Here is a 19,346-nt window from a genome sequence, read left to right on the forward strand (position 1 = left end):
GTTCGTGAAGCCGCCGCCCCCACCATCCGGGGGCGGCGGTTTCGTCGTGTTCGGCGTCTTCGGCGTGTGATCTCTCTGGTCAGTTGGGCGGCCCGGCGTTACCTTCCCGCGCATGAGCGAGACACCGGCCCCCGTACCCGCCGATCAGCTCCACGTGGCGATGCCTCCCGTCCACGAGACTGTCGAGGAGGAGCGGACGTACCGCAAGCAGAGACTCGCGGGCGCGCTCAGACTCTTCGCGCGGTTCGGGTACGAGGACGGCGTCTCGGGTCATGTGACCGCCCGGGACCCCGAGCACGCCGACTGTTTCTGGGTGAACCCGTTCGGCGCGCCCCTCGCCGAGCTGACCGCGAGCGACCTCGTCCTGGTCAACGGGGACGGGCAGGTGGTGCGGGGCAGCGCACCTGTCAACCAGGCCGCCTTCGCCGTCCACGCCGAGGTGCACGGGGCCCGGCCGGACGTCGTCGCGGTCGCGCACAGCCACTCCGTCCACGGGCGGGCGCTCGCTGCGCTCGGCGAGCTGATCGAGCCGATCACCCAGGAGGCCTGCGGGTTCTACCAGGACCACGCGCTCTACAACGCGTACACCGGCGTCGCCGTCGACCGCGAGGAGGCGCGGCGGATCGCCGACGCCCTCGGCCCGTACAAGGCGATCGTGCTGCGCAACCACGGGCTGCTGACCGTCGGGACCTCGGTCGACGCGGCCGCCTGGTGGTTCATCGCCATGGAACGGTGCGCCGGGGTCCAGCTGACCGCGCGGGCCGCGGGCAAGCCGGTGCCGATCGGGCACAAGGACGCGGTCGCCACCCGTGAGCAGCTCGGCACCGACCTCGCCGCCTGGATCAACTACCAGCCTCTGTGGCGCCGGATCAGCCGCGCGGAGCCCGAACTGCTGTCGTAGAAGGTGGCCTTAGCTGTCCTTACGTCAATGTGATGACGGTTCAATCACTCTCGTGCGGGGCGCTCGGAGCGCTCCGGAGGCTTGCTGGTGCGGCACAATTCGCTGTATTCAACGGCCAGTTGACGGATGGTTGGCGGCCGGTCGTCAGTGGACGGATCGGGAAGTGAGCGCCGTGGCGGTGCAAGAGGCGAGACAGTGCGGTGACCACGAGGGATGCGCGGAGGGCGGGCGCGCGGGTCACCGGCGTGCGGTCGCCGCCTTCCTCGCCCAGCGGGACGAACTCGCCGTCGGCGCGGGCGTGCCCGCCGCCGTCGCGCACTCGCCGGGCGCCTCGCGGCAGTGGGTCTCCGACGCGCTCGCCCAGTCCGCCCGCGTGGTCGCGGCGCGCGGACGTGCGGCGGGCGACGCCTGGCTGCGGCGGGTCCGCTACGCCACGCTGGGCGCCGTCTGGGGCGGGATCCTCGCCCTGCTGCTCGGGCAGGCGCTCACCGCGATCGGCACCGGCTGGACGGGACCGCGCACGGCCGGACTGGTCGCCGCGCTCCTCCTCGCCGTCCCGCTCACCTTCGCCGCCCACGCGCACCGGGCACGCGGCGGGGTCCTCGCGCCGCTGATCGGGGAGGACAACCGGCTCTCCACCTCCCGTGCGGTCGCCGCCGGCTGGTTGCTCTTCGCCGTCTACACCGTGCTCTTCCTCGCGCTGCGCCTGGTCACGGGCGCCGTCGACCGTTCCGGCCTCGGGATCGACCACGGCGCCGGACTGCTGACCGTCTTCGCGCTGACGGCGGCTGTCGCCGTCGCCACCCGCCGGATCGTGTGGGGCAGGGTGGCGGCGCAGCGGCTGCAGAAGGTCCGCGCCGACCGGCCCCGCGCCGCCGACCTGCTCTGCGACGACAACGGGCGGGCCTGCCTCACCGACGTCGCCCACGTCCTGGTCTCCGGCGCGGTCCTCGTGCTCGCCGCCGTGCGGCTGGGTCAGGACCCCGACCGGCTGCCCGAGGTGCCCTGGTCCCTGGTGGTCCTCGTCGCCGTGGCGGCGGCCGGCTACCTCGCGGCCAAGTGCACGGAGGGCGGCCGGCCCGCGATCCTCTCCGTCGTCCGGTCCCGCGAGGCGGGCGACCTGGACGCCCCGATCCGCACCGGGGACGACATCGAGATCCGGGGCACCGGTTTCGTCCCGCCCGGCGCCTCCGGGCCGGACCCGTTGACCCGTCTGGTCGTGCGCGTCGGCCCCGTCCACGCCCATGTCCCCCTGGTTCCGGTCCCGGGCGGCTTCGCCAACCCGACGGATTCGGTCCTGACGGTCCCGCTCCCGGTCGACGTGGAGCCGGGGCGGGTCGAGGTGTGGGTGGTGACGGCCTCGGGCGTGGAGACCAATCGGGTCGCCATCGACGTCGTCGACTGAACCTTCGCCGCGTCTCCCACGTATCCACGGGGAGGGGGTCCGGGGACAATCGGTTCTGCGGACAGTGGCGTGGAGAGGCAGGCCGGCGATGTCACAGGGCAGCAGGGGAACGGAAGGGGCGTCCGGCGCTTCCGGTTCGTACGGACGGATGGGCAACGACCCCGGGAGGCCCGGCGGTCAAGGCGGCCACGGCGGTCAAGGCGCTGACGGAGGCCACGGCGGCAACGGTGCTCATGGCGGTCCGGGCGGTCAAGGCGGTCAGGGTGCTCCCGGCCGTCATGGTGCTCATGGCGGTCCCGGCGGGCTGACCGCGTGGAAGGCCGTCGGGTCGAAGTACGCACTGCTCCCGCTGCGCCTCTTCCTCGGCGTCACCTTCATCTACGCCGGCCTCGACAAGCTCACCGACTCCACCTTCATGTCCGACACCGGCAGCGGGTCCATCGGCGAGATGATGCGCGGCGTTCGGGACACCTCGGCCATCCCCGCCCTCGTCGACCTGGCGCTCAACAGCCCCGTCGGCTTCGGGTACGCCATCGGCATCGGCGAGCTGACCGTCGGAATCGGGACCCTGGTGGGCCTGTTCGCCCGGGTGGCCGCGCTCGGCGGGGCGCTGATCTCGCTGAGCCTGTGGCTGACGGTGAGCTGGCAGACCGACCCGTACTACTACGGGAACGACCTCGCCTATCTGATGTCCTGGCTCCCCCTCGTGCTCGCCGGGGCCTCGTACTTCTCGCTCGACGCCGTTCTCGCCGAGCGACGGCGCACCCGGTAGGCGACCCAGGTCGCCAGGGCGGCCAGGCCCAGGCCGCCGCAGAGGACGGGGATCACCTCGTACCAGGGGGTCTCCCAGGCGCCCGCCGCGTCCCCCGCGTACATCACGGCGAGGCTCAGGGCGGTCGCCCCGGCGACCAGGCGGCCCGGCCGGAATTCATGAAGCAGCACGGGTGACCTCCACCTGTCCGAGACCGACCTCCAGCGAGAGGTTCACCGTCCCCCCGGGTGGGGTGCCGGCGGTGGGGGGCAGTGTCCGGCTCTCGTCGCGGTCGGGCGCGATGTCGATGTCCTCGGGTCTCTGCTGCGGCAGTTGGACATCGCCCAGGCCCACCTGCGCCCGCAGCGTCACCGTGACGTTCTTCGGCACGATCACCTCCAGCTTTCCGGCGCCGACCTCCGCCCCCGTGCCGACCGTCGTGCCCGCGGGGACCGCGAGCCGCGACAGATCGAGCGTGCCGACGCCCGTGCCCAGTTCGTAGCGGGGCTGCACGGCGGCGACCGACGCCGGTGTCCAGGTCGTCCTGACCCACTCCGTGGAGATCTCCTTGGGCAGCGCCGCCGCCACCGCGAGCAGGCCCGCGGTGACCACGGTCAGGAAGATCGTCCCGAACCCGGTCCGGCCGAGGAAGCTGCCGACCACCAGACCGAGACCGAACACCGCCAGGGCGGCGACCAGACCGATCTGCAGGCTCGTGCCGAACGGCTGGGTCTCCCAGGACAGGCCCGTGCCCAGGCCGCCCGCGAGCAGCGCGAGGAGGAAGACCAGGCCGCCGATGGAGCGCGGGCCGCGCCGGACCGCCGAAGCCTCGGGCCGCCGCCCGTCCGCGGGCCCGTCCGTGCCCCACTGGCTGCCGGGCACCGGGACCTCGCCGCTCGGGAGCCGACCGTCCGGGCCCACGCCGTGCGGGCCCCAGAGGTAGCCGACGGCGACCTTCCCCGTCGAGCCGTCCTTGACTATGGGGTCCTTCCACCAGGACGGGAACTCCACCAGCGGCGGGGCCTTCGCCTCCGGCGGTGCTTCCGCGACCGCGGCCGCCGTCGCCGCGTCCATCCGGCCGCCCTCGGTGTCTCCGGCGGCGGCCTGCATGCGTCGCTGGGACCAGACCGCCGCGCCGCACACCGCTATCGACAGCATCATCGCGAACGCGAGCGTCCCGCCCCTGCTGAGCGTCGACAGGAAGATCCCGCAGCCGACCAGGGCCATCAGCACGGCCGCGAGCGCGGCCCCGTCGACCCGGCCGGAGAGCAGTCGGCGGCCTTCGTTCTCCTCCTCGCCCGCGAGCGGCAGGAGCAGCCACGCGAAACCGTAGAAGACCAGCCCGAGGCCACCGAACACGGACAGCACACCGATCACGATGCGGAAGATCACCGGATCGAGGTCGAAGTGCCGGCCGAGGCCGCCGCACACGCCGGCCACGACCCGGTGCTGCCGCGAGCGGCGCAGGGGCGCGACCGGTGGGGCCTCCGCCGGCGGCGGGGCCTCGTGCGAAGAAGGCGTCGAACTCGTCATGCGTCCATGGTGACGGCCGCCGCCCCGCCGCGGCACCGGGATCGACCCTGGCCCGACCCTGATATTCCGCGGGCGGTCCACCCCGAGAACTTCCTAGGGGCCGATTCCTAGGGGCGATCTCAGGGACCGACCCTGATGTCCTCGCCCGGCCGGACGTGTGACGATCGGTGCATGTCAGCATCCGCCCGTGTCACCGAGACCGACGAACCGCCCGTGCGCAAGCTCTACCGGAGCGCCGACGGACGGTGGCTCGGCGGTGTCGCGCGCGGTCTGGCGGGTCATCTCGGGCTGCCCGTGGTCTGGGTCCGCGTCCTGTTCGTGGGCCTGCTCCTCGCGGACGGCCTGGGCGCGCTGCTGTACGCGGTGTTCTGGATCGTCGTCCCGCTCGGCGTCGGCGGCCGGAGCGCGCCCCGCCCGGTCTTCGAGACCACGCCGGACGGCCGGCGTCGGCTGCGCAAGCCCGACCGGGGCCAGGTCTTCGCGCTGATCGCGCTGGGGATCGGTGCCGCGATCTTCGCCGGCAACATCGACTGGGGCAATCAGACGGACCGCTATGTCTGGCCGACGCTTCTGATCGGCGTCGGCGTGGTCCTAGTCTGGCGGCAGGCGGACAACGCCCGGCGGGCCAGCTGGACCGAGCCGGGCCGCCGTAGACGCACCCTGCAACTCGCCCGCGGCTTCGCGGGAGTCGCCCTCGTCGGCATGGGACTGACCGTCTTCATGGTGGTCCGGGGTTCGGCGGCCCAGCTGGGTACGGCGCTGACCGCAGCGATAGCCGTGCTCACCGGCATAGCGCTGCTCGCAGGACCGTGGCTGGTGCGCATGTCCCAGGACCTCTCCGAGGAGCGGACCATGAGGATCCGCGCGCAGGAGCGGGCCGAGGTCGCGGCCCATGTCCACGACTCCGTCCTGCACACGCTCACGCTGATCCAGCGCAACGCGGACGAGCCGGGCGAGGTGCGCCGGCTCGCCCGAGCGCAGGAGCGGGAGCTGCGGAACTGGCTGTACAAGCCGGAGGGCACCGGCAAGGACGAGGGCGAGGAGCCCGAGACCCTCGCCGAGGCGGTGAAGCGTGCCGCCGCCGAGGTCGAGGACAAGCACGGCGTCCCGCTGGAGGTCGTGGTCGTGGGCGACTGCCCGCTCGACGAGAGACTGGCCGCACAGATGCAGGCCGCGCGCGAGGCGATGGTCAACGCCGCCAAGTACGGTGGCGAGGGCGGGGCGGTGCAGGTCTACGCGGAGGTCGAGGGCCGTACGGTGTTCGTCTCCGTGCGGGACCGGGGCCCCGGCTTCGACCTCGACGCGGTGCCCGGCGACCGGATGGGCGTACGAGAATCGATCATCGGCCGGATGCAGCGCAACGGCGGTTCGGCCCGGCTGCGGTCCGTGCCGGGCGGGGGCACCGAAGTGGAGCTTGAGATGGAGAGGGCGGACGGATGAGCGACGAGACCGGGACCGGGACGACGGCGGCACCGACCACGGAGCGTCGGGTGCGGGTCATGCTCGTCGACGACCACCGGATGTTCCGTACGGGCGTGCAGGCCGAGATCGGCCGGACCGAGGTCACCGGCGTCGAAGTGGTCGGCGAGGCCGCCGACGTCGACCAGGCGGTCACGGTGATCAAGGCGACCCGCCCCGAGGTGGTTCTGCTCGACGTGCACCTGCCGGGTGGCGGCGGGGTGGAGGTGCTGCGCCGCTGCACGAGCCTGATGACGGCGGCCGAGGACCCGGTGCGGTTCCTGGCCCTCTCGGTCTCGGACGCCGCGGAGGACGTGATCGGGGTGATCCGGGGCGGCGCCCGCGGCTATGTCACCAAGACGATCACCGGGACCGATCTGGTCGACTCGATCTTCCGTGTCCAGGAGGGCGATGCGGTGTTCTCCCCCCGGCTGGCCGGCTTCGTGCTCGACGCGTTCGCGTCCACCGACGCCCCGCCCGTGGACGAGGACCTCGACCGGCTCACCCAGCGCGAGCGCGAGGTGCTGCGGCTGATCGCCCGTGGATACGCGTACAAGGAGATCGCCAAGCAGCTCTACATCTCGGTGAAGACGGTCGAGTCCCATGTCTCGGCGGTCCTGCGCAAGCTCCAGCTGTCCAACCGGCACGAGCTGACCCGCTGGGCGACCGCGCGCCGGCTGGTCTGAGGGACCGGCGGACCGGAGGGGGCGTCAAGGGTTCGGTCGCTGCGACCGCCGCGCCCGTCACCCCACCCGGGTCGCCCCCGCGAAGGGCATCTCGTCGATCGGGGCGATCCGTACCGGCGCGCCCGGCCGGGGTGCGTGGATCATCTGGCCGCCGCCGATGTAGAGGCCGACGTGACTGATCCCCGAGTAGAAGAACACCAGGTCGCCCGGGGCCAGTTGGGAGCGCGAGACCCGCTGTCCGGCGTTGATCTGCGTGTACGTCGTCCGGGGCAGCGCCACCCCGGCCGAGCGCCAGGCGGCCTGCGTCAGCCCGGAGCAGTCGTACGAGGACGGGCCCGTCGCGCCCCAGACGTACGGCTTGCCGATCTGGTCGTGGGCGAAGGAGATCGCCTGTGCGGCGCGGCTGTTCGGCGCGGTGACGGGACCGCGCGGCCCCGAGGTCCGGTCCGCGCGGCTGCTCCCGTCCGTACCCGTGGAGGCGTCGCTCCGACCCGACCCGCCCGCCGCCGCCTCGTACCGCGCCCGCTCCTCCGCCGTCAGCCGGGCGAGCAGCGTGCGCGCCTCGTCGAGCCTGCCCTGCACGGCGGTCTTCTGCCGCCGGAGCTCGGCCTCGTGCCCGTTCAGCTCCGTCAGCCGCTCCGCCGACTCGGCCCGCACCTGCCTGATCCCGGCGAGTTCACGCCGTACGGAGGTGATGGTCGCCGCCTGCCGCTCCCCGGCCTTCTCGGCGAGCGCGGCGCGCTCCAGATACTGCTCCGGGTCGGAGGTCAGCGCGAGCTGCACGGCGGGGTCCAGGCCGCCTGAACGGTACTGCGCGGCGGCGATGGAGCCGAGCCCGTTGCGCACGGTGTTGAGCCGGTCCGTCCGGCGGGCCGCCTCGTCCCGCAGCCGGTCGAGCGCGTCCCGTGCCGCGTCCGCCTTCTCCTTCGCGCCGTTGTACTTCTCGGTGGCCACCTCGGCCTCCTGGTACAGCCGGTCGACCTTCGCCTTGACCTGGGCGGGGGTCAGCCGGGGCTCGGCGTGCCCGGAGCCCTCGAAGACGGTCGCCGTCGCCGCGGAGGCGAGGGCGAGCGTGGCGGCGGTCCGAGCCGCCTGGCCGCCGAGGGGGGACTGCTTGGGCTTCCGGTGTGCTGCCACGAGGGCGGGTCACATCCTCTCCCTGTGGGGGTCGATGCCCACCGGGTCCGGCGATGGACCGCACAGGGGAGACGGCCCACCGCCGGATTTCTCGGCGGGGGCGGCCGACTGCCGCCGGACGGACCGACGGTGGTGGGGAGCCGGCCACCTGGGGGAGGACGCTAAACCTGCCCGTCACGGGGCGGCGGGGAGTTGACCGCTATTGGCGTCAGTTGACCCTTCGGGACCGTTCGCGGCCGGCCGCGGCGACGGGTGGGCGCCGCATTCCGGCGCGGGCCTGACCGAAGAGCCGGACGAGCTGGACCCGGCCGAACGCGGGTGCTATGGCCCGGTTAGGCTCCGGCCCATGGACGTACTCATCAATGTCTTCGTCGCCCTGCACATCATCGGAATCGGCTCGCTGCTCGGCGGATTCCTCACGCAGATGAAGGCGATGGGCGCGGGTACGGCCCGCTTCAGCCCCGCGATGCTGCACGGCGCGCTCACCATGCTGGTCACCGGCGTCGCGCTGGTCGGCCTCAACCAGGCGGACGACCAGGCCGTCAACAACCTGAAGGTCGGTATCAAGCTGGCCGTCCTCGTCGTCATCCTCGCCCTCGTGTACGTGAAGCGAGACGAGGAATCGGTCGACAAGGGCATGTTCGCCGCGGTCGGCGGCCTGACGATCGCCAACATCTTCATCGCGACGCTCTGGACCTGACGAACTGACGAAGCAGTCAGGCCGGGCGCACGCTCCCGTAGATCGGCATGTAGTAGATCGACTCCTCGCGGACGTTGGCGCCCGGCTTCGGTGCGTGGATCATCTTCCCGCCGCCGATGTACAGGCCGACGTGGCTGATGTCGTCGTAGAAGAAGACGAGATCGCCCGGGAGCAGATCGGCCGTCGCGACCCGGGTCCCCACCTCCACCTGGTCCCAGGTGGTACGGGGCAGGTCGACGCCGGCGGCCTTCCAGGCGGCCTGGGTCAGCCCCGAGCAGTCGTACGAGCTCGGGCCCGTCGCGCCCCATACGTACGGCTTGCCGATCTGGGCGCGGGCGAAGGCCAGCGCCTTCTCCGCCTTCGCGGCGTACGTGTCGCCTGCGGGCGGCTCGACGGGCGTCGTGGGCTGTTCCTGCCGGGCCTCCTCCTGCCTGCGCCGCTCGGCCTCCGCCGCCGCGGCCCGGGCCTCGGCCTCCGCCTTGGCCCGCGCCTCCGCCTTGCGCCGCGCCTCGGCCTCCCGCTTGCGCTCCAGTTCCGCGAGCCGCGCCTTCTCCTCGGCCGTCAGCCGGGCCAGCAGCGTCCGCGCCTCGCCCAGCTTCCGCTGGACGGTCTGCTTGGTCGTGCGCAGCGTCTCCTGCGACTCGGTCAGGGTCTCCAGGCTCTTCGTCGCCTCCGCCCGCTGCTTCGCCGCCGCGACGCGCTTGCCCTCGTACTCCGCCACCGCGCTGCGCTGACGCTCGGAGAGCCGGTCCATGAGGTGCGTCTGGTCGAAGTAGGCCTGCGGGCTGTCCGCGAAGATCAGCGCGGCGGTCGGGCCGACGGCCCCCGCGCGGTACTGCGCCGCCGCGTACGAGCCGAGTGCGCGCCGCGACTCGTTGATCTCGTCCGTCCGGCGGGCCACGTCGTCGAGGAGCCGGTCGACCTTGCGGCGCTGCTCGTCGGTGGCCTCCTTGGCCCGGTTGTACTCCTGCGTCGCCGTGCCGGCCTGCCGGTAGAGGTCGTCGACCTTCTTCTGGATCTCCTCCACCGTCGGCTTCGTCGGGGCGGCGGGTGCGGCCTGGGCGCTCTGCGTGGTCAGCAGCGTGACCCCGGCCAGGGCTGCCGTCGTGACCCCGACGGCGGGGGAGTGCGAACGGGTGCTGCGCGGCTTGCGATGGGACGCCAAGACCGGCATCTCCTTCCGTGGCCGCCGAGGGGGACGACCGGCGTCAACTGCCGCGAGGCAGGGCCGGTTTCGGCGTGAGCGGCCCGTTCGGCGCGTTTCGCCGTCGGAGCGGACGGGCTGCCTGGGCGAGCACGCTAGCCAACTCGTGGTGGGCCTGTGAAGGCCGATGTTCGATATGCCCGATACATTTTCGTGACCTGAAGCGGACTATTACCCTCCGTGAGAATGGGGTCACTTCGAGAGGTGGCAGCGGGCTGTCAGTGCGGCGGCCTAGACTCGATAAGCGATGAGCAGCCTCTTTGACGACAGCTTCCTGGCGAGCCTCCAGAACCACTCCTCGGAGGAGCCCCCGCCCCCGCCCGAGGACGACGAGCACCACGCCCACGGCGCCCCGGCCGCGGAGGAGGTCCCGCACGACCTCTTCGAGGGGCGCTTCGACGCGCCGCCGGCCAGGGACGCGTACTACCGCGACGGAGCCCACCGCCCCGTCGTGGACGCCGCCGCCCTCCTGGAGGGGCTGAACGAACAGCAGCGCGCCGCCGTCGTCCACACCGGCTCCCCGCTGCTCATCGTCGCGGGCGCCGGCTCCGGCAAGACCAGGGTGCTCACCCACCGCATCGCCCACCTCCTGGCCACCCGGCACGTCCACCCCGGCCAGATACTGGCGATCACCTTCACCAACAAGGCCGCCGGCGAGATGAAGGAGCGCGTCGAGCACCTCGTCGGCCCGCGCGCCAACGCCATGTGGGTCATGACCTTCCACAGCGCGTGCGTCCGCATCCTGCGCCGCGAGAGCAAGAAGCTCGGCTTCACGTCCTCCTTCTCGATCTACGACGCCGCCGACTCCAAGCGCCTCATGGCGCTGGTCTGCCGCGACCTGGACCTCGACCCGAAGAAGTTCCCGCCGAAGTCCTTCAGCGCCAAGATCTCGAACCTGAAGAACGAACTGATCGACGAGGAGACCTTCGCCGACCAGGCCGCCGACGGCTTCGAGAAGACGCTCGCCGAGGCGTACCGGATGTACCAGGCTCGGCTGCGCGAGGCCAACGCCCTGGACTTCGACGACATCATCATGACGACGGTCCACCTGCTCCAGGCGTTCCCGGACGTCGCCGAGCACTACCGCCGCCGCTTCCGCCACGTCCTCGTCGACGAGTACCAGGACACCAACCACGCCCAGTACACCCTCGTACGGGAACTGGTCGGCACCGGCTACGAGGATCTGGAGCCGGCCGAGCTGTGCGTCGTCGGTGACGCGGACCAGTCGATCTACGCCTTCCGCGGCGCGACCATCCGCAACATCCTCCAGTTCGAGGAGGACTACCCGAACGCGACGACGATCCTGCTCGAACAGAACTACCGCTCGACGCAGACGATCCTCTCCGCCGCCAACGCCGTCATCGAGCGCAACGAGTCCCGCCGCCCCAAGAACCTGTGGACGAACGCGGGCGCGGGCGCGCAGATCACCGGCTACGTCGCGGACACCGAGCACGACGAGGCCCAGTTCGTCGCCGACGAGATCGACCGGCTCACGGACGCGGGCGAGGCGAAGGCCGGCGACGTCGCCGTCTTCTACCGCACCAACGCCCAGTCCCGTGTCTTCGAAGAGATCTTCATCCGCGTCGGCCTGCCCTACAAGGTCGTCGGCGGCGTGCGCTTCTACGAGCGCAAGGAGGTCCGCGATGTCCTCGCGTACCTGCGCGTCCTCGCCAACCCCGAGGACAACGTCCCGCTGCGCCGCATTCTGAACGTGCCCAAGCGCGGCATCGGCGAGCGCGCCGAGGCGATGATCGACGCCCTCTCGCTCCGGGAGAAGATCACGTTCCCGCAGGCGCTGAAGCGGGTCGACGAGGCGTACGGCATGGCGGCCCGGTCCGCGAACGCGGTCAAGCGCTTCAACACCCTCATGGAGGAGCTCCGTACGGTCGTCGACTCCGGCGCCGGCCCGGCCGTCGTCCTCGAAGCCGTCCTGGAGCGCACCGGGTACCTCGCCGAGTTGCAGGCCTCCACCGACCCGCAGGACGAGACCCGCATCGAGAACCTTCAGGAGCTGGCCGCCGTGGCCCTGGAGTTCGAGCAGGAGCGCGGCGAAGAGGGCGGGACTCTCCCGGAGTTCCTGGAGCAGGTCGCGCTCGTCGCCGACTCCGACCAGATCCCCGACGAGGACGAGGAGGGGTCGGGCGTCATCACGCTGATGACGCTGCACACCGCCAAGGGCCTCGAGTTCCCGGTGGTGTTCCTGACCGGCATGGAGGACGGCGTCTTCCCGCACATGCGCGCGCTCGGTCAGTCCAAGGAGCTGGAGGAGGAGCGGCGGCTCGCGTACGTGGGCATCACGCGCGCCCGCGAGCGGCTGTATCTGACCCGTTCCTCGATGCGCAGCGCCTGGGGCCAGCCCTCGTACAACCCGGCCTCGCGCTTCCTGGAGGAGATCCCGCCGACGTATCTGGAGTGGAAGCGGACCGGCCCCATGGTCAAGCCCGCCGGGCCGACCTCGGGGATCACGTCCTCGCTCTCCTCCTCCCGCGCGCGCTCGGGCCCCTCGGGCTTCGCCACCCGCCGGACCAGCGACAAGCCGGTGATCGCGCTCCAGGTGGGCGACCGGGTCACGCACGACCAGTTCGGCCTCGGCACGGTCATGCAGGTCACGGGCGTCGGCGCCGACGCGCAGGCGACGATCGACTTCGGCGACGAGAAGCCGAAGCGGCTGCTGCTGCGGTACGCGCCGGTCGAGAAGCTGTAGGGCATACGGCAGAGGGGCCCGGCTTCGGCCAAGGCCCCTCTGTTCGTTCGTGTCGTTCGTGCGAGTGCGTCAGCCGGTCGGATTGAGACCGTGGCTGCGCAGCCATGCCTCGGGGTCGATCGCCGCCCCGCCGCCCGGCCGGACCTCGAAGTGGAGGTGCGGACCGGTGGAGTTGCCCGAGTTGCCGGAGTACGCGATGACATCGCCGGCCTTGACCTTGCCCGAGCGGATCTTGGTGCTGCTGAGGTGGCAGTACCAGGTCTCGGTGCCGTCCGGCGCGGTCACGATGGCCATGTTGCCGTAGGCGCTGTTCCACTGGGTGCGGACGGTGCCGTCGGTCGCGGCCATGACCTTCGTGCCGTACTGGACGGGGAAGTCGATGCCGGTGTGCACGGACATCCAGTTGACGCCCGCCTGGCCGTAACTCGCGCTGAGCTGGTGCAGCTTCACCGGAAGCGCGAACTTGGGGCGCATCGCCTCCTTGCGGGCCGCCTCCTCCTCGCGCTTCTTCTTCTCCGCCTCCTGGCGCGCCTTGAGGTCGAGGCGCTCCTGGGTGCGGCTGGCGCGGTCGCCGAAGTCACGGGCGTCGGCGCTGAGTGCCGCGAGCTGGGTGTCCAGCTCGTTGTTGGCGGCGACCGGCTTGACCGAGGCGGGGTCGGCGGCGGCGAGCGCCGTCGTGTCGTCCTTGTCGGCGCCCGGGTCGGTGAGCCCGCCGACCGAGGCGGCGGCGATCCCGGCGACGCCCATGACGCAGGCGGACGGGACGGCGACGGTCAGCAGCGCGGAGCGCTTGGCGGGCGTACGGCGACGGCCTCGGCTGCCACCGGAGGAGCGGCGCACGGGGCGGGCGGCGGTCGCCGTGGTGACGGCCGGTTCCGGGGCCGGAGACTCGTCACGGATCTCGACGGCCGGTTCCTCGGACTCTGCCGGGGCCTCGTGGTCGTACTCGTACTCGTAGTCGTACTCGTAGGTGTGGTCGCCTTCGTACGACTCCTCGTGCGTGCCCGGCTGCTCGGCCGTCTGCGGCTCGGGGACGAACTCGTACTCGGGGGTGTACTGCTGCGGAACCAGGGGGTGCTCGGCGACCAGGACGTCCTGCTGCGGCGCGGCGTAGTTCCACGCGGTGGCGTCATAGGTACCCGTCTCGAAGGCGGGGGTCGTCCACTGGCCTGTGGTGTCGTACGAGGTGACCTGCGCGTTCTCGTACTGGCCGGTCTGCTGGGCCTCGTTCCACGCGGAGGCGTCCCACTGGCCGGTGGTGTCGTACTGGGCGGACGTGTCGTACTGGCCGGTGGTGCCGTATTGCCCCGTGGTGTCGTACTGGCCGGTGGTGTCGTACTGCGCGGTCGTGTCGTACTGACCTGTGGTGTCGTACTGCCCGGTGGTCGCGTACGCACCGGTGTCCCACTGCTGGGTGCCGCTCCACTGCGTGGTGTCGTACTGGCCGCTGTGACCGGCGTCGTAGCCGCCCGGGAGGGCGCCGAAGAGCGGGTCGGTGGCGAAGCTGCCGGTGCTGTGGGCGTCGTCTCCGACGTACCCGGCGTGGGGGTGCTGGTCGTTCACCAACTTCTCTCTCGCCTCGGCGGCAGGACCAGTCCGGGGCGGACCCGACGAGGGTGTCCCGGGGTAAAGCAGTGGCGCGACTGTACCCGGCGGTATACGGCAGCGACAATCTTCGGAGGGTTTCGGGTCCGCAGGAAACGGGCAATCGGCGGTGTTTCGGCGGCCTCGGGGGAGAGCTTTGGCTCTGTGTTCGAGGAACGTTCGAAGAACAGACACCTTCTGGCGGGTCGTCAGGCGTCTGGGCGTCGTGTCCGGCTCACGCCACGGAGGCGGCTCCCGGTTCGGTTCCCGGTTCTGCTCCGGGCGTGGCGGCGGGTTCGTCGGCGTCGAGGGCCTCGCGGATTCCCGCCGCGACGGTCGGATGGACCGGCAGGGCGAGATGGCCGATCCCGCTGACCTGGATGTTGTGCACCAGTAGATCGGGGTGGTCGAGCCGCGCGGTCTCCACCGGGACCATCACCTGGTCCAGGTCGCTCCAGAAGCTGACGCAGCGGGTCCGGCAGCCCGGGGCGGGCTCGGCGAGCTCCCGCAGCACCTCCGAGCCGGGGCGCATCTGGCGGACCAGGGGATGGGCGCCCGCCCACGGGGCGGCGGTGGTGCCGCTGTGCGGGGTGCCGAGCATGACCAGCGTGCGCACCCGCGCGTCACCGCCCAGGCGCTGTACGTAATAGCGGGCGATGAGGCCGCCCAGGCTGTGCCCGACGATGTCGACCTCGTGGTGGCCGGTGCGGGCGCAGAGCTCCTCGACGTGGCGGCCGAGGAGGGCGGCGGCGGTGCGGAGGTCGCCGGTGAGCGGAGAGTAGTTGAACGACTCGACAGGGCGACGGCCGTGCCGGGAGAGGGAGCGGCGCAACAGGACGAAGACGGAGCGGTTGTCGACGAAGCCGTGGAGGAGGACGACGGGGCGCCCGGGGCCCGTGTCGGCGCTGGTGGCCTGCTTGGTGCCGGGGCCGTCCTCGGGGCGCTCGGAGACGATGCCGGAGGGGTAGAGGAGCAGATGGCCGGTGAGGATCGCCAGCTCGAGGGCGTTGGCCTTCAGCGCAGTGGTGACCTTGGTGAGCCTGGTGAGCTCCATCGGCGACCTCCCGAACGGCACGCGGGCGCCGAACGGCAGTCCGGTGTGCCGTACGCCCGGGCCCTCGGCTGACGGCCCGGACGTACGGCAACCCCGTAGCGGCTCCCTTGCGCACGACCCCTTGCGGCTGGTGGGCCCAGGAGGAGGGCCCGGGGAGGGTCAGGCGCAGGCGAACATTGTCCCACGTGTGATTTCCCCCTCGCTGTCCACCGCGAAACGGCAGCGTGCGGGATGCTGGCGATAACGTTCGTTCACCTCCCCGGCAATCAGGCGCGGGGGTCGCATGTGGAGGCAGTGATGGGTGTGACCGGTCCGATCCGCGTGGTGGTGGCCAAGCCGGGTCTCGACGGCCACGATCGCGGGGCCAAGGTGATCGCGCGGGCACTGCGCGACGCCGGCATGGAGGTCATCTACACGGGGCTGCACCAGACGCCTGAGCAGATCGTGGACACGGCGATCCAGGAGGACGCCGACGCGATCGGCCTGTCGATCCTCTCGGGTGCGCACAACACGCTGTTCGTGAAGGTTCTGGAGCTCCTGAAGGAGCGCGACGCGGAGGACATCAAGGTCTTCGGCGGCGGCATCATCCCGGACGCGGACATCCCGCCGCTGAAGGAGAAGGGCGTGGCGGAGATCTTCACGCCGGGCGCGACGACGGCGTCCATCGTGGACTGGGTCAACGCGAACGTCCGCGTCGCGGCGTAGCCCCGCGGAGCGGGGCCGAGGTGCGGTCCGGCGCGCCACGGCCCCTCGGAGCCCCGCCCGGCGCCCCGGAACTGGTGGCCCCGGCCCGGAGGCGCCCTGGACGCCGATGAGTCCCGGCCAGGGAGGGCCTGCCCCGGAGACCGGCGCCGGGGACGAGGGTGCGCCCCGGAGGGCGCGCCGGACAACGGTGGCCCGGAGGGCGCCCCGGAGACCGGTAGGGTCGCCGACCCTGACGGCCGGACCGCCACGGCGACCGGAGGCCGCCCCACCAACCGGTGCGTCCGGTGCCCTGGCCGGAGGTGTCCGTGCCGCCCCCCGCGTCGCCCACCGCCTGAGCGGTGGGCCGGACACGTGGCGGGGCCGGCGCAGGGGCGGAACGCGCCCGCCAGGGCGCCGTTCCGTTGTGCCCACCCGTTCCGCCCCAGCGGAACGAATGCCCACAACGGCGCGGCTGCCGCTTGCCCCGGCCGCCGCAATGCGCGCTCAGCTCGTCGGGGCGGTCAGTTCCGCGCGCATCTGGGCGCGTAGGCGCAGTGTCGACACCAGGCGTTGGAAGGCCTCCGACCAGTAGCCCCCGGCTCCTGGGGAGGCGTCCTCCGGTTCCGTTGTGAGGGCGGTCAGGGACTCCAGCTGGGTGGCCGCGTCCGGGGAGAGGCAGCGTTCCGCGAGGCCCATCACTCCGCTGAAGCTCCACGGGTAGCTGCCCGCGTCCCGTGCGATGTCCAGCGCGTCGATCACCGCCCCGCCCAGCGCCTCCGACCACGGCACCGTGCAGACGCCGAGCAGCTGGAAGGCCTCCGACAGGCCGTGGGCCGCGATGAACGAGGCGACCCAGAGGGCCCGCTCCTCGTCCGGGAGCGTCGAGAGCAGCTGCGCCCGTTCCGCGAGGGACGACGTGCCCGGGCCGGTCGCCGGCGGGGCGGCCGGGGCGCCGAGCAGTGCCCGGGACCAGTCGGCGTCCCGCTGGCGGACCGCCGCACGGCACCACGCGGCGTGCAGCTCGCCCTCCCAGCCGTCCGCGACCGGCAGCGCGACGATCTCCTCGGGCGAGCGCCCCCCGAACCGCGCCGGCCAGCAGGACAGCGGCGCCGACTCGACGAGCCGGCCCAGCCACCAGGACCGCTCCCCGCGCCCCGTCGGCGGCACGGCGACGACTCCGTCCCGCTGCATCCCGGCGTCGCACTCGTGCGGCGCCTCGACCACGATCGTCGCGCCCCCCTCCGTACGGTCCAGCGAGACGCAGGACGACGCGCGGTCCGCCATCCGGCCGGCCAGCGCCGACTCGGGCAGGGCGGAGAGCAGTTCGGCAGCGGTGGAGCGCACGTTACGACTGCGGTCGGACAGCGCCTCCTCCAGGAACTCCTCGTCCGCGCCGGAGAGTCCGGCCCGCAGCGAGTCCAGGAACATCAGCCGGTCCTCGGCCCGCTCCGCCGCCCAGGTGGAACGCAGCAGCGCAAGCGCCGCCGCCGGATCCTCGGCCCGTACGGAGGCCAGCAGCGCGACCCGCTCCGCGAAGAGGCCCTCCTCCCACAGCGCCCTGACCGCGTCGCCGTCCCCGGCATCGGGGAGTGCGACGCCGCTCCCCGCCCCGCGCAGGGCGAACTTCCAGTCCGGGTTGAGCCGGGCCAGCCACAGCCCTCGTGGCCCGGCCAGGGCCAGCGCCTGAGGCCGGAGATCCGTACGGGCGCGGGCCGCGTCGAGGAGGGCGGGCAGCGCGGAGGCCGGCGCCTTGTAGCCCTGCTCGTTGGCGGCGGCGAGCCACTGGGGGAGCAGCTCGGTGAGGTCGGGCGCGGCCCCGCGCCGCCCACCGGACGGGGCGGGGGCGGCGCGGCCCGCGAGGAGCTGGCCGAGCCGGCGGCGGGCGGCCTCGGGCAGGGGGCTGCGGTGGTCCTCCGGCGCGGGCTCGGGCGCCGGAGCGGCGGGCCCGGGCCGCAGGCCCGCCCTGCGCCGCACGGTGTGCAGCGCGGCGGCGTCGAGCAGCGCGACGGGAGCGCCGCCGGACGCCGCCGCGGGGAGTGCGGGCGGCCGGCGGTCCGTGCCGAGCAGCGCCGAGGTGACGAGTTCTTCCCAGGTGTCCATCGAGGCCTCCAGGCTGTCGTCGGGCGGTCGTACGGAGTCGGTCGTACGGAGTCGGTGGAGCGGAGTCAGTGGAGCGGGACCGTCTCGCCGGGGGCGTCGGCCGACCAGGCGGCGAGCGGGGTGAACCCCCGGTGCCCGCACTCGCCGAAGACGGTCACCGGGCCGCCCCCGGAGAGCGCGGCGAGCCGCCACAGACCGGGCCGCGTGAGGGCCGTACCACTCAGCGGCAGCGCCTCGCCCGGGGCGCCCGCCCCGGGCGCCTCGTCGGCGAGCTGCCAGCCGTGGTCCGTCGGTATCGGTACGACGTCCGAGAGCGTCACCGGCCAGGAGTCCAGCCAGGGGTCCTCCCGCAGCGCGAGACCGTAGGCGGTCAGCGCGTCGCCGACGGTGCCGCCCCGGGGCGGGGCGTCGAGCGGGGCCGGGGCGGCCAACTGCTCGCCCAGCTCGGCCCGGAGCGCCCCCGCGCCCGCGTGCGGGGTGAGCACGGCGTCGAGCACCACGCCCACGGGCAGGGCCAGTTGGGGTGCGCGTCCCGCCGCCCCGAAGGAGAGGAGCAGTGCCGTGCGCCCCGTGGTGCGGCCGTGCAGCCAGATGCGACGGGTCGTCAACTTGCCGTCGCCCGTGTCGTACTGGGCGAGGACGAGCCACTGGTCCCGCACCGAGGGGCCTTCCGCGGGCGCGGTCAGCCCCACCCGGGTCCGTACGGTCGCCGCGAGCGGGCCGGGGAGCCGGTCGACGGAGAGCCAGGCCCGGTCGAGGAGATGGGTCAGCGCGCACTCCTCCAGAAGCCGGACCGGCCAGCCGGGACCCGAGCCCGGTATCGCGCCCAGCTCCCTGACCCGGCCCGCGAGGCCCGGCGCCTGGGCGTCGACCATGCGGGCCGCGGTCTCCTCCCACAGGCCGTAACCCGACTGATCGGCCGAGGCAAGGCCGCCGCGCAGCAGATCGGCGAGCCGCTGCTCCAACTCCTCGGCTCCCGCGGTGATCCGGGCCAACCGCCGCTCCGCTCTGCGGCGCGCCGCCTCCGGATCGGCGGTGCCCGCCGGTCCCGCCCCGTCTGCTCCGCGCGCCCGCGTGGCGGCCCGCTCGCGTCGTCCCTCCAGCCAGCCCGCCGCCCAGTCGGGCACGTCGGCGCCCGCGACGGCCGTCGTGTCCGTGGCCCAGAGCAGCAGCAGCCCCAGCGCGTGCTTGCACGGGAACTTCCGGCTGGGGCAACTGCACGCATACGCCGGGCCCGTGATGTCGACGACCGTCCGGTACGGCTTGCTGCCGCTGCCCCGGCACAGCCCCCAGACGGCCCCCTCGCCGCCGGTGCCCGCACCGGACCACGGCCCGGCCGTGCCGAGCTTGCCTCCCGCTTTGCGCGACGCGTCGTCAGGAGCCAGTGCCAGCACCTGATCCGCCGTCCAGCGCACCCCCTGTGTGTCCATGCCCTCGACGGTAGG

The 19,346-nt window shown here is 72.9% G+C and carries 15 protein-coding genes; 8 read left to right on the plus strand and 7 right to left on the minus strand.

Features of this window, described 5'->3' with window-relative positions; all coding sequences use genetic code 11:
- The first annotated feature begins 112 nt into the window (after positions 1–112).
- From ACZ4VI_RS06815 to ACZ4VI_RS06825, 3 genes are all read left to right on the plus strand, one after another.
- The gene (locus tag ACZ4VI_RS06815) at positions 113–901 is read left to right on the plus strand and encodes a class II aldolase/adducin family protein (RefSeq protein WP_467997313.1); all 789 of its coding nucleotides are present in this window, start codon (positions 113–115) and stop codon (positions 899–901) included.
- A 172-nt stretch (positions 902–1,073) separates the two neighbouring features.
- Positions 1,074–2,306, plus strand: a complete 1,233-nt coding sequence (locus tag ACZ4VI_RS06820) for a hypothetical protein (protein ID WP_467997315.1) — start codon at positions 1,074–1,076, stop codon at positions 2,304–2,306.
- 148 nt (positions 2,307–2,454) lie between these two features.
- Entirely contained in the window at positions 2,455–3,078 is a 624-nt protein-coding gene (locus ACZ4VI_RS06825; RefSeq protein WP_467997316.1) for a DoxX family protein, read from the plus strand.
- A 156-nt stretch (positions 3,079–3,234) separates the two neighbouring features.
- Here the strand turns inward: ACZ4VI_RS06825 and ACZ4VI_RS06830 are convergent, their stop codons facing one another.
- A complete protein-coding gene (locus ACZ4VI_RS06830) occupies positions 3,235–4,590 on the minus strand; it encodes a PspC domain-containing protein (RefSeq protein WP_467997318.1) in 1,356 nt (451 codons plus the stop codon).
- Positions 4,591–4,761: 171 nt separating this feature from the next.
- On the opposite strand from ACZ4VI_RS06830, the gene ACZ4VI_RS06835 reads away from it, so the two are divergent.
- Both ACZ4VI_RS06835 and ACZ4VI_RS06840 read left to right on the plus strand, forming a co-directional pair.
- On the plus strand, positions 4,762–6,030 hold the full coding sequence (locus tag ACZ4VI_RS06835) for a PspC domain-containing protein (protein ID WP_467997320.1): 1,269 nt from the start codon (positions 4,762–4,764) through the stop codon (positions 6,028–6,030).
- Positions 6,027–6,734 carry a LuxR C-terminal-related transcriptional regulator gene (locus tag ACZ4VI_RS06840; protein ID WP_467997322.1) on the plus strand — a complete coding sequence of 236 codons (708 nt, stop codon included), beginning with the start codon at positions 6,027–6,029 and terminating at the stop codon, positions 6,732–6,734. The genes ACZ4VI_RS06835 and ACZ4VI_RS06840 overlap by 4 nt, the downstream gene beginning before the upstream one ends.
- Before the next feature lie 57 nt (positions 6,735–6,791).
- Here the strand turns inward: ACZ4VI_RS06840 and ACZ4VI_RS06845 are convergent, their stop codons facing one another.
- On the minus strand, positions 6,792–7,871 hold the full coding sequence (locus tag ACZ4VI_RS06845) for a C40 family peptidase (protein ID WP_467997323.1): 1,080 nt from the start codon (positions 7,869–7,871) through the stop codon (positions 6,792–6,794).
- A gap of 346 nt (positions 7,872–8,217) precedes the next feature.
- Between ACZ4VI_RS06845 and ACZ4VI_RS06850 the strand changes: the two genes are divergently transcribed.
- A complete protein-coding gene (locus tag ACZ4VI_RS06850) occupies positions 8,218–8,571 on the plus strand; it encodes a hypothetical protein (protein WP_467997325.1) in 354 nt (117 codons plus the stop codon).
- Between the two features lie 16 nt (positions 8,572–8,587).
- Here ACZ4VI_RS06850 and ACZ4VI_RS06855 read toward each other — a convergent pair whose 3' ends face one another.
- A complete protein-coding gene (locus tag ACZ4VI_RS06855; protein ID WP_467997327.1) occupies positions 8,588–9,745 on the minus strand; it encodes a C40 family peptidase in 1,158 nt (385 codons plus the stop codon).
- A 277-nt stretch (positions 9,746–10,022) separates the two neighbouring features.
- On the opposite strand from ACZ4VI_RS06855, the gene pcrA reads away from it, so the two are divergent.
- Positions 10,023–12,479 carry a DNA helicase PcrA gene (pcrA, locus tag ACZ4VI_RS06860; protein ID WP_467997329.1) on the plus strand — a complete coding sequence of 819 codons (2,457 nt, stop codon included), beginning with the start codon at positions 10,023–10,025 and terminating at the stop codon, positions 12,477–12,479.
- 69 nt (positions 12,480–12,548) lie between these two features.
- Here pcrA and ACZ4VI_RS06865 read toward each other — a convergent pair whose 3' ends face one another.
- Together ACZ4VI_RS06865 and ACZ4VI_RS06870 are read right to left on the minus strand one after the other, a co-directional pair.
- Positions 12,549–14,042: a M23 family metallopeptidase gene (locus tag ACZ4VI_RS06865; RefSeq protein WP_467997331.1), complete on the minus strand. Its 1,494-nt coding sequence runs from the start codon at positions 14,040–14,042 to the stop codon at positions 12,549–12,551.
- Between the two features lie 256 nt (positions 14,043–14,298).
- Positions 14,299–15,117: an esterase/lipase family protein gene (locus ACZ4VI_RS06870; protein WP_467997333.1), complete on the minus strand. Its 819-nt coding sequence runs from the start codon at positions 15,115–15,117 to the stop codon at positions 14,299–14,301.
- 297 nt (positions 15,118–15,414) lie between these two features.
- On the opposite strand from ACZ4VI_RS06870, the gene ACZ4VI_RS06875 reads away from it, so the two are divergent.
- Positions 15,415–15,822: a cobalamin B12-binding domain-containing protein gene (locus tag ACZ4VI_RS06875; RefSeq protein ID WP_361859136.1), complete on the plus strand. Its 408-nt coding sequence runs from the start codon at positions 15,415–15,417 to the stop codon at positions 15,820–15,822.
- A gap of 483 nt (positions 15,823–16,305) precedes the next feature.
- Here ACZ4VI_RS06875 and ACZ4VI_RS06880 read toward each other — a convergent pair whose 3' ends face one another.
- Both ACZ4VI_RS06880 and ACZ4VI_RS06885 read right to left on the minus strand, forming a co-directional pair.
- A complete protein-coding gene (locus ACZ4VI_RS06880) occupies positions 16,306–17,901 on the minus strand; it encodes a DUF5691 domain-containing protein (protein ID WP_467997335.1) in 1,596 nt (531 codons plus the stop codon).
- A gap of 65 nt (positions 17,902–17,966) precedes the next feature.
- On the minus strand, positions 17,967–19,331 hold the full coding sequence (locus ACZ4VI_RS06885; protein ID WP_467997337.1) for an SWIM zinc finger family protein: 1,365 nt from the start codon (positions 19,329–19,331) through the stop codon (positions 17,967–17,969).
- Positions 19,332–19,346: the final 15 nt, after the last annotated feature.

The sequence above is a fragment of the Streptomyces sp. NPDC029169 genome (assembly GCF_055563935.1).

Excerpts from the sequence above, each read along its gene's own strand:
- ACZ4VI_RS06875 (WP_361859136.1), top strand. The coding sequence starts at position 15,415 with ATGGGTGTGACCGGTCCGATCCGCGTGGTGGTGGCCAAGCCGGGTCTC.
- ACZ4VI_RS06855 (WP_467997327.1), bottom strand. The coding sequence starts at position 9,745 with ATGCCGGTCTTGGCGTCCCATCGCAAGCCGCGCAGCACCCGTTCGCAC.
- ACZ4VI_RS06885 (WP_467997337.1), bottom strand. The coding sequence starts at position 19,331 with ATGGACACACAGGGGGTGCGCTGGACGGCGGATCAGGTGCTGGCACTG.
- ACZ4VI_RS06870 (WP_467997333.1), bottom strand. The coding sequence starts at position 15,117 with ATGGAGCTCACCAGGCTCACCAAGGTCACCACTGCGCTGAAGGCCAAC.
- ACZ4VI_RS06850 (WP_467997325.1), top strand. The coding sequence starts at position 8,218 with ATGGACGTACTCATCAATGTCTTCGTCGCCCTGCACATCATCGGAATC.
- ACZ4VI_RS06815 (WP_467997313.1), top strand. The coding sequence starts at position 113 with ATGAGCGAGACACCGGCCCCCGTACCCGCCGATCAGCTCCACGTGGCG.
- ACZ4VI_RS06880 (WP_467997335.1), bottom strand. The coding sequence starts at position 17,901 with ATGGACACCTGGGAAGAACTCGTCACCTCGGCGCTGCTCGGCACGGAC.
- ACZ4VI_RS06825 (WP_467997316.1), top strand. The coding sequence starts at position 2,455 with ATGGGCAACGACCCCGGGAGGCCCGGCGGTCAAGGCGGCCACGGCGGT.
- ACZ4VI_RS06835 (WP_467997320.1), top strand. The coding sequence starts at position 4,762 with ATGTCAGCATCCGCCCGTGTCACCGAGACCGACGAACCGCCCGTGCGC.
- pcrA (WP_467997329.1), top strand. The coding sequence starts at position 10,023 with ATGAGCAGCCTCTTTGACGACAGCTTCCTGGCGAGCCTCCAGAACCAC.
- ACZ4VI_RS06840 (WP_467997322.1), top strand. The coding sequence starts at position 6,027 with ATGAGCGACGAGACCGGGACCGGGACGACGGCGGCACCGACCACGGAG.
- ACZ4VI_RS06830 (WP_467997318.1), bottom strand. The coding sequence starts at position 4,590 with ATGACGAGTTCGACGCCTTCTTCGCACGAGGCCCCGCCGCCGGCGGAG.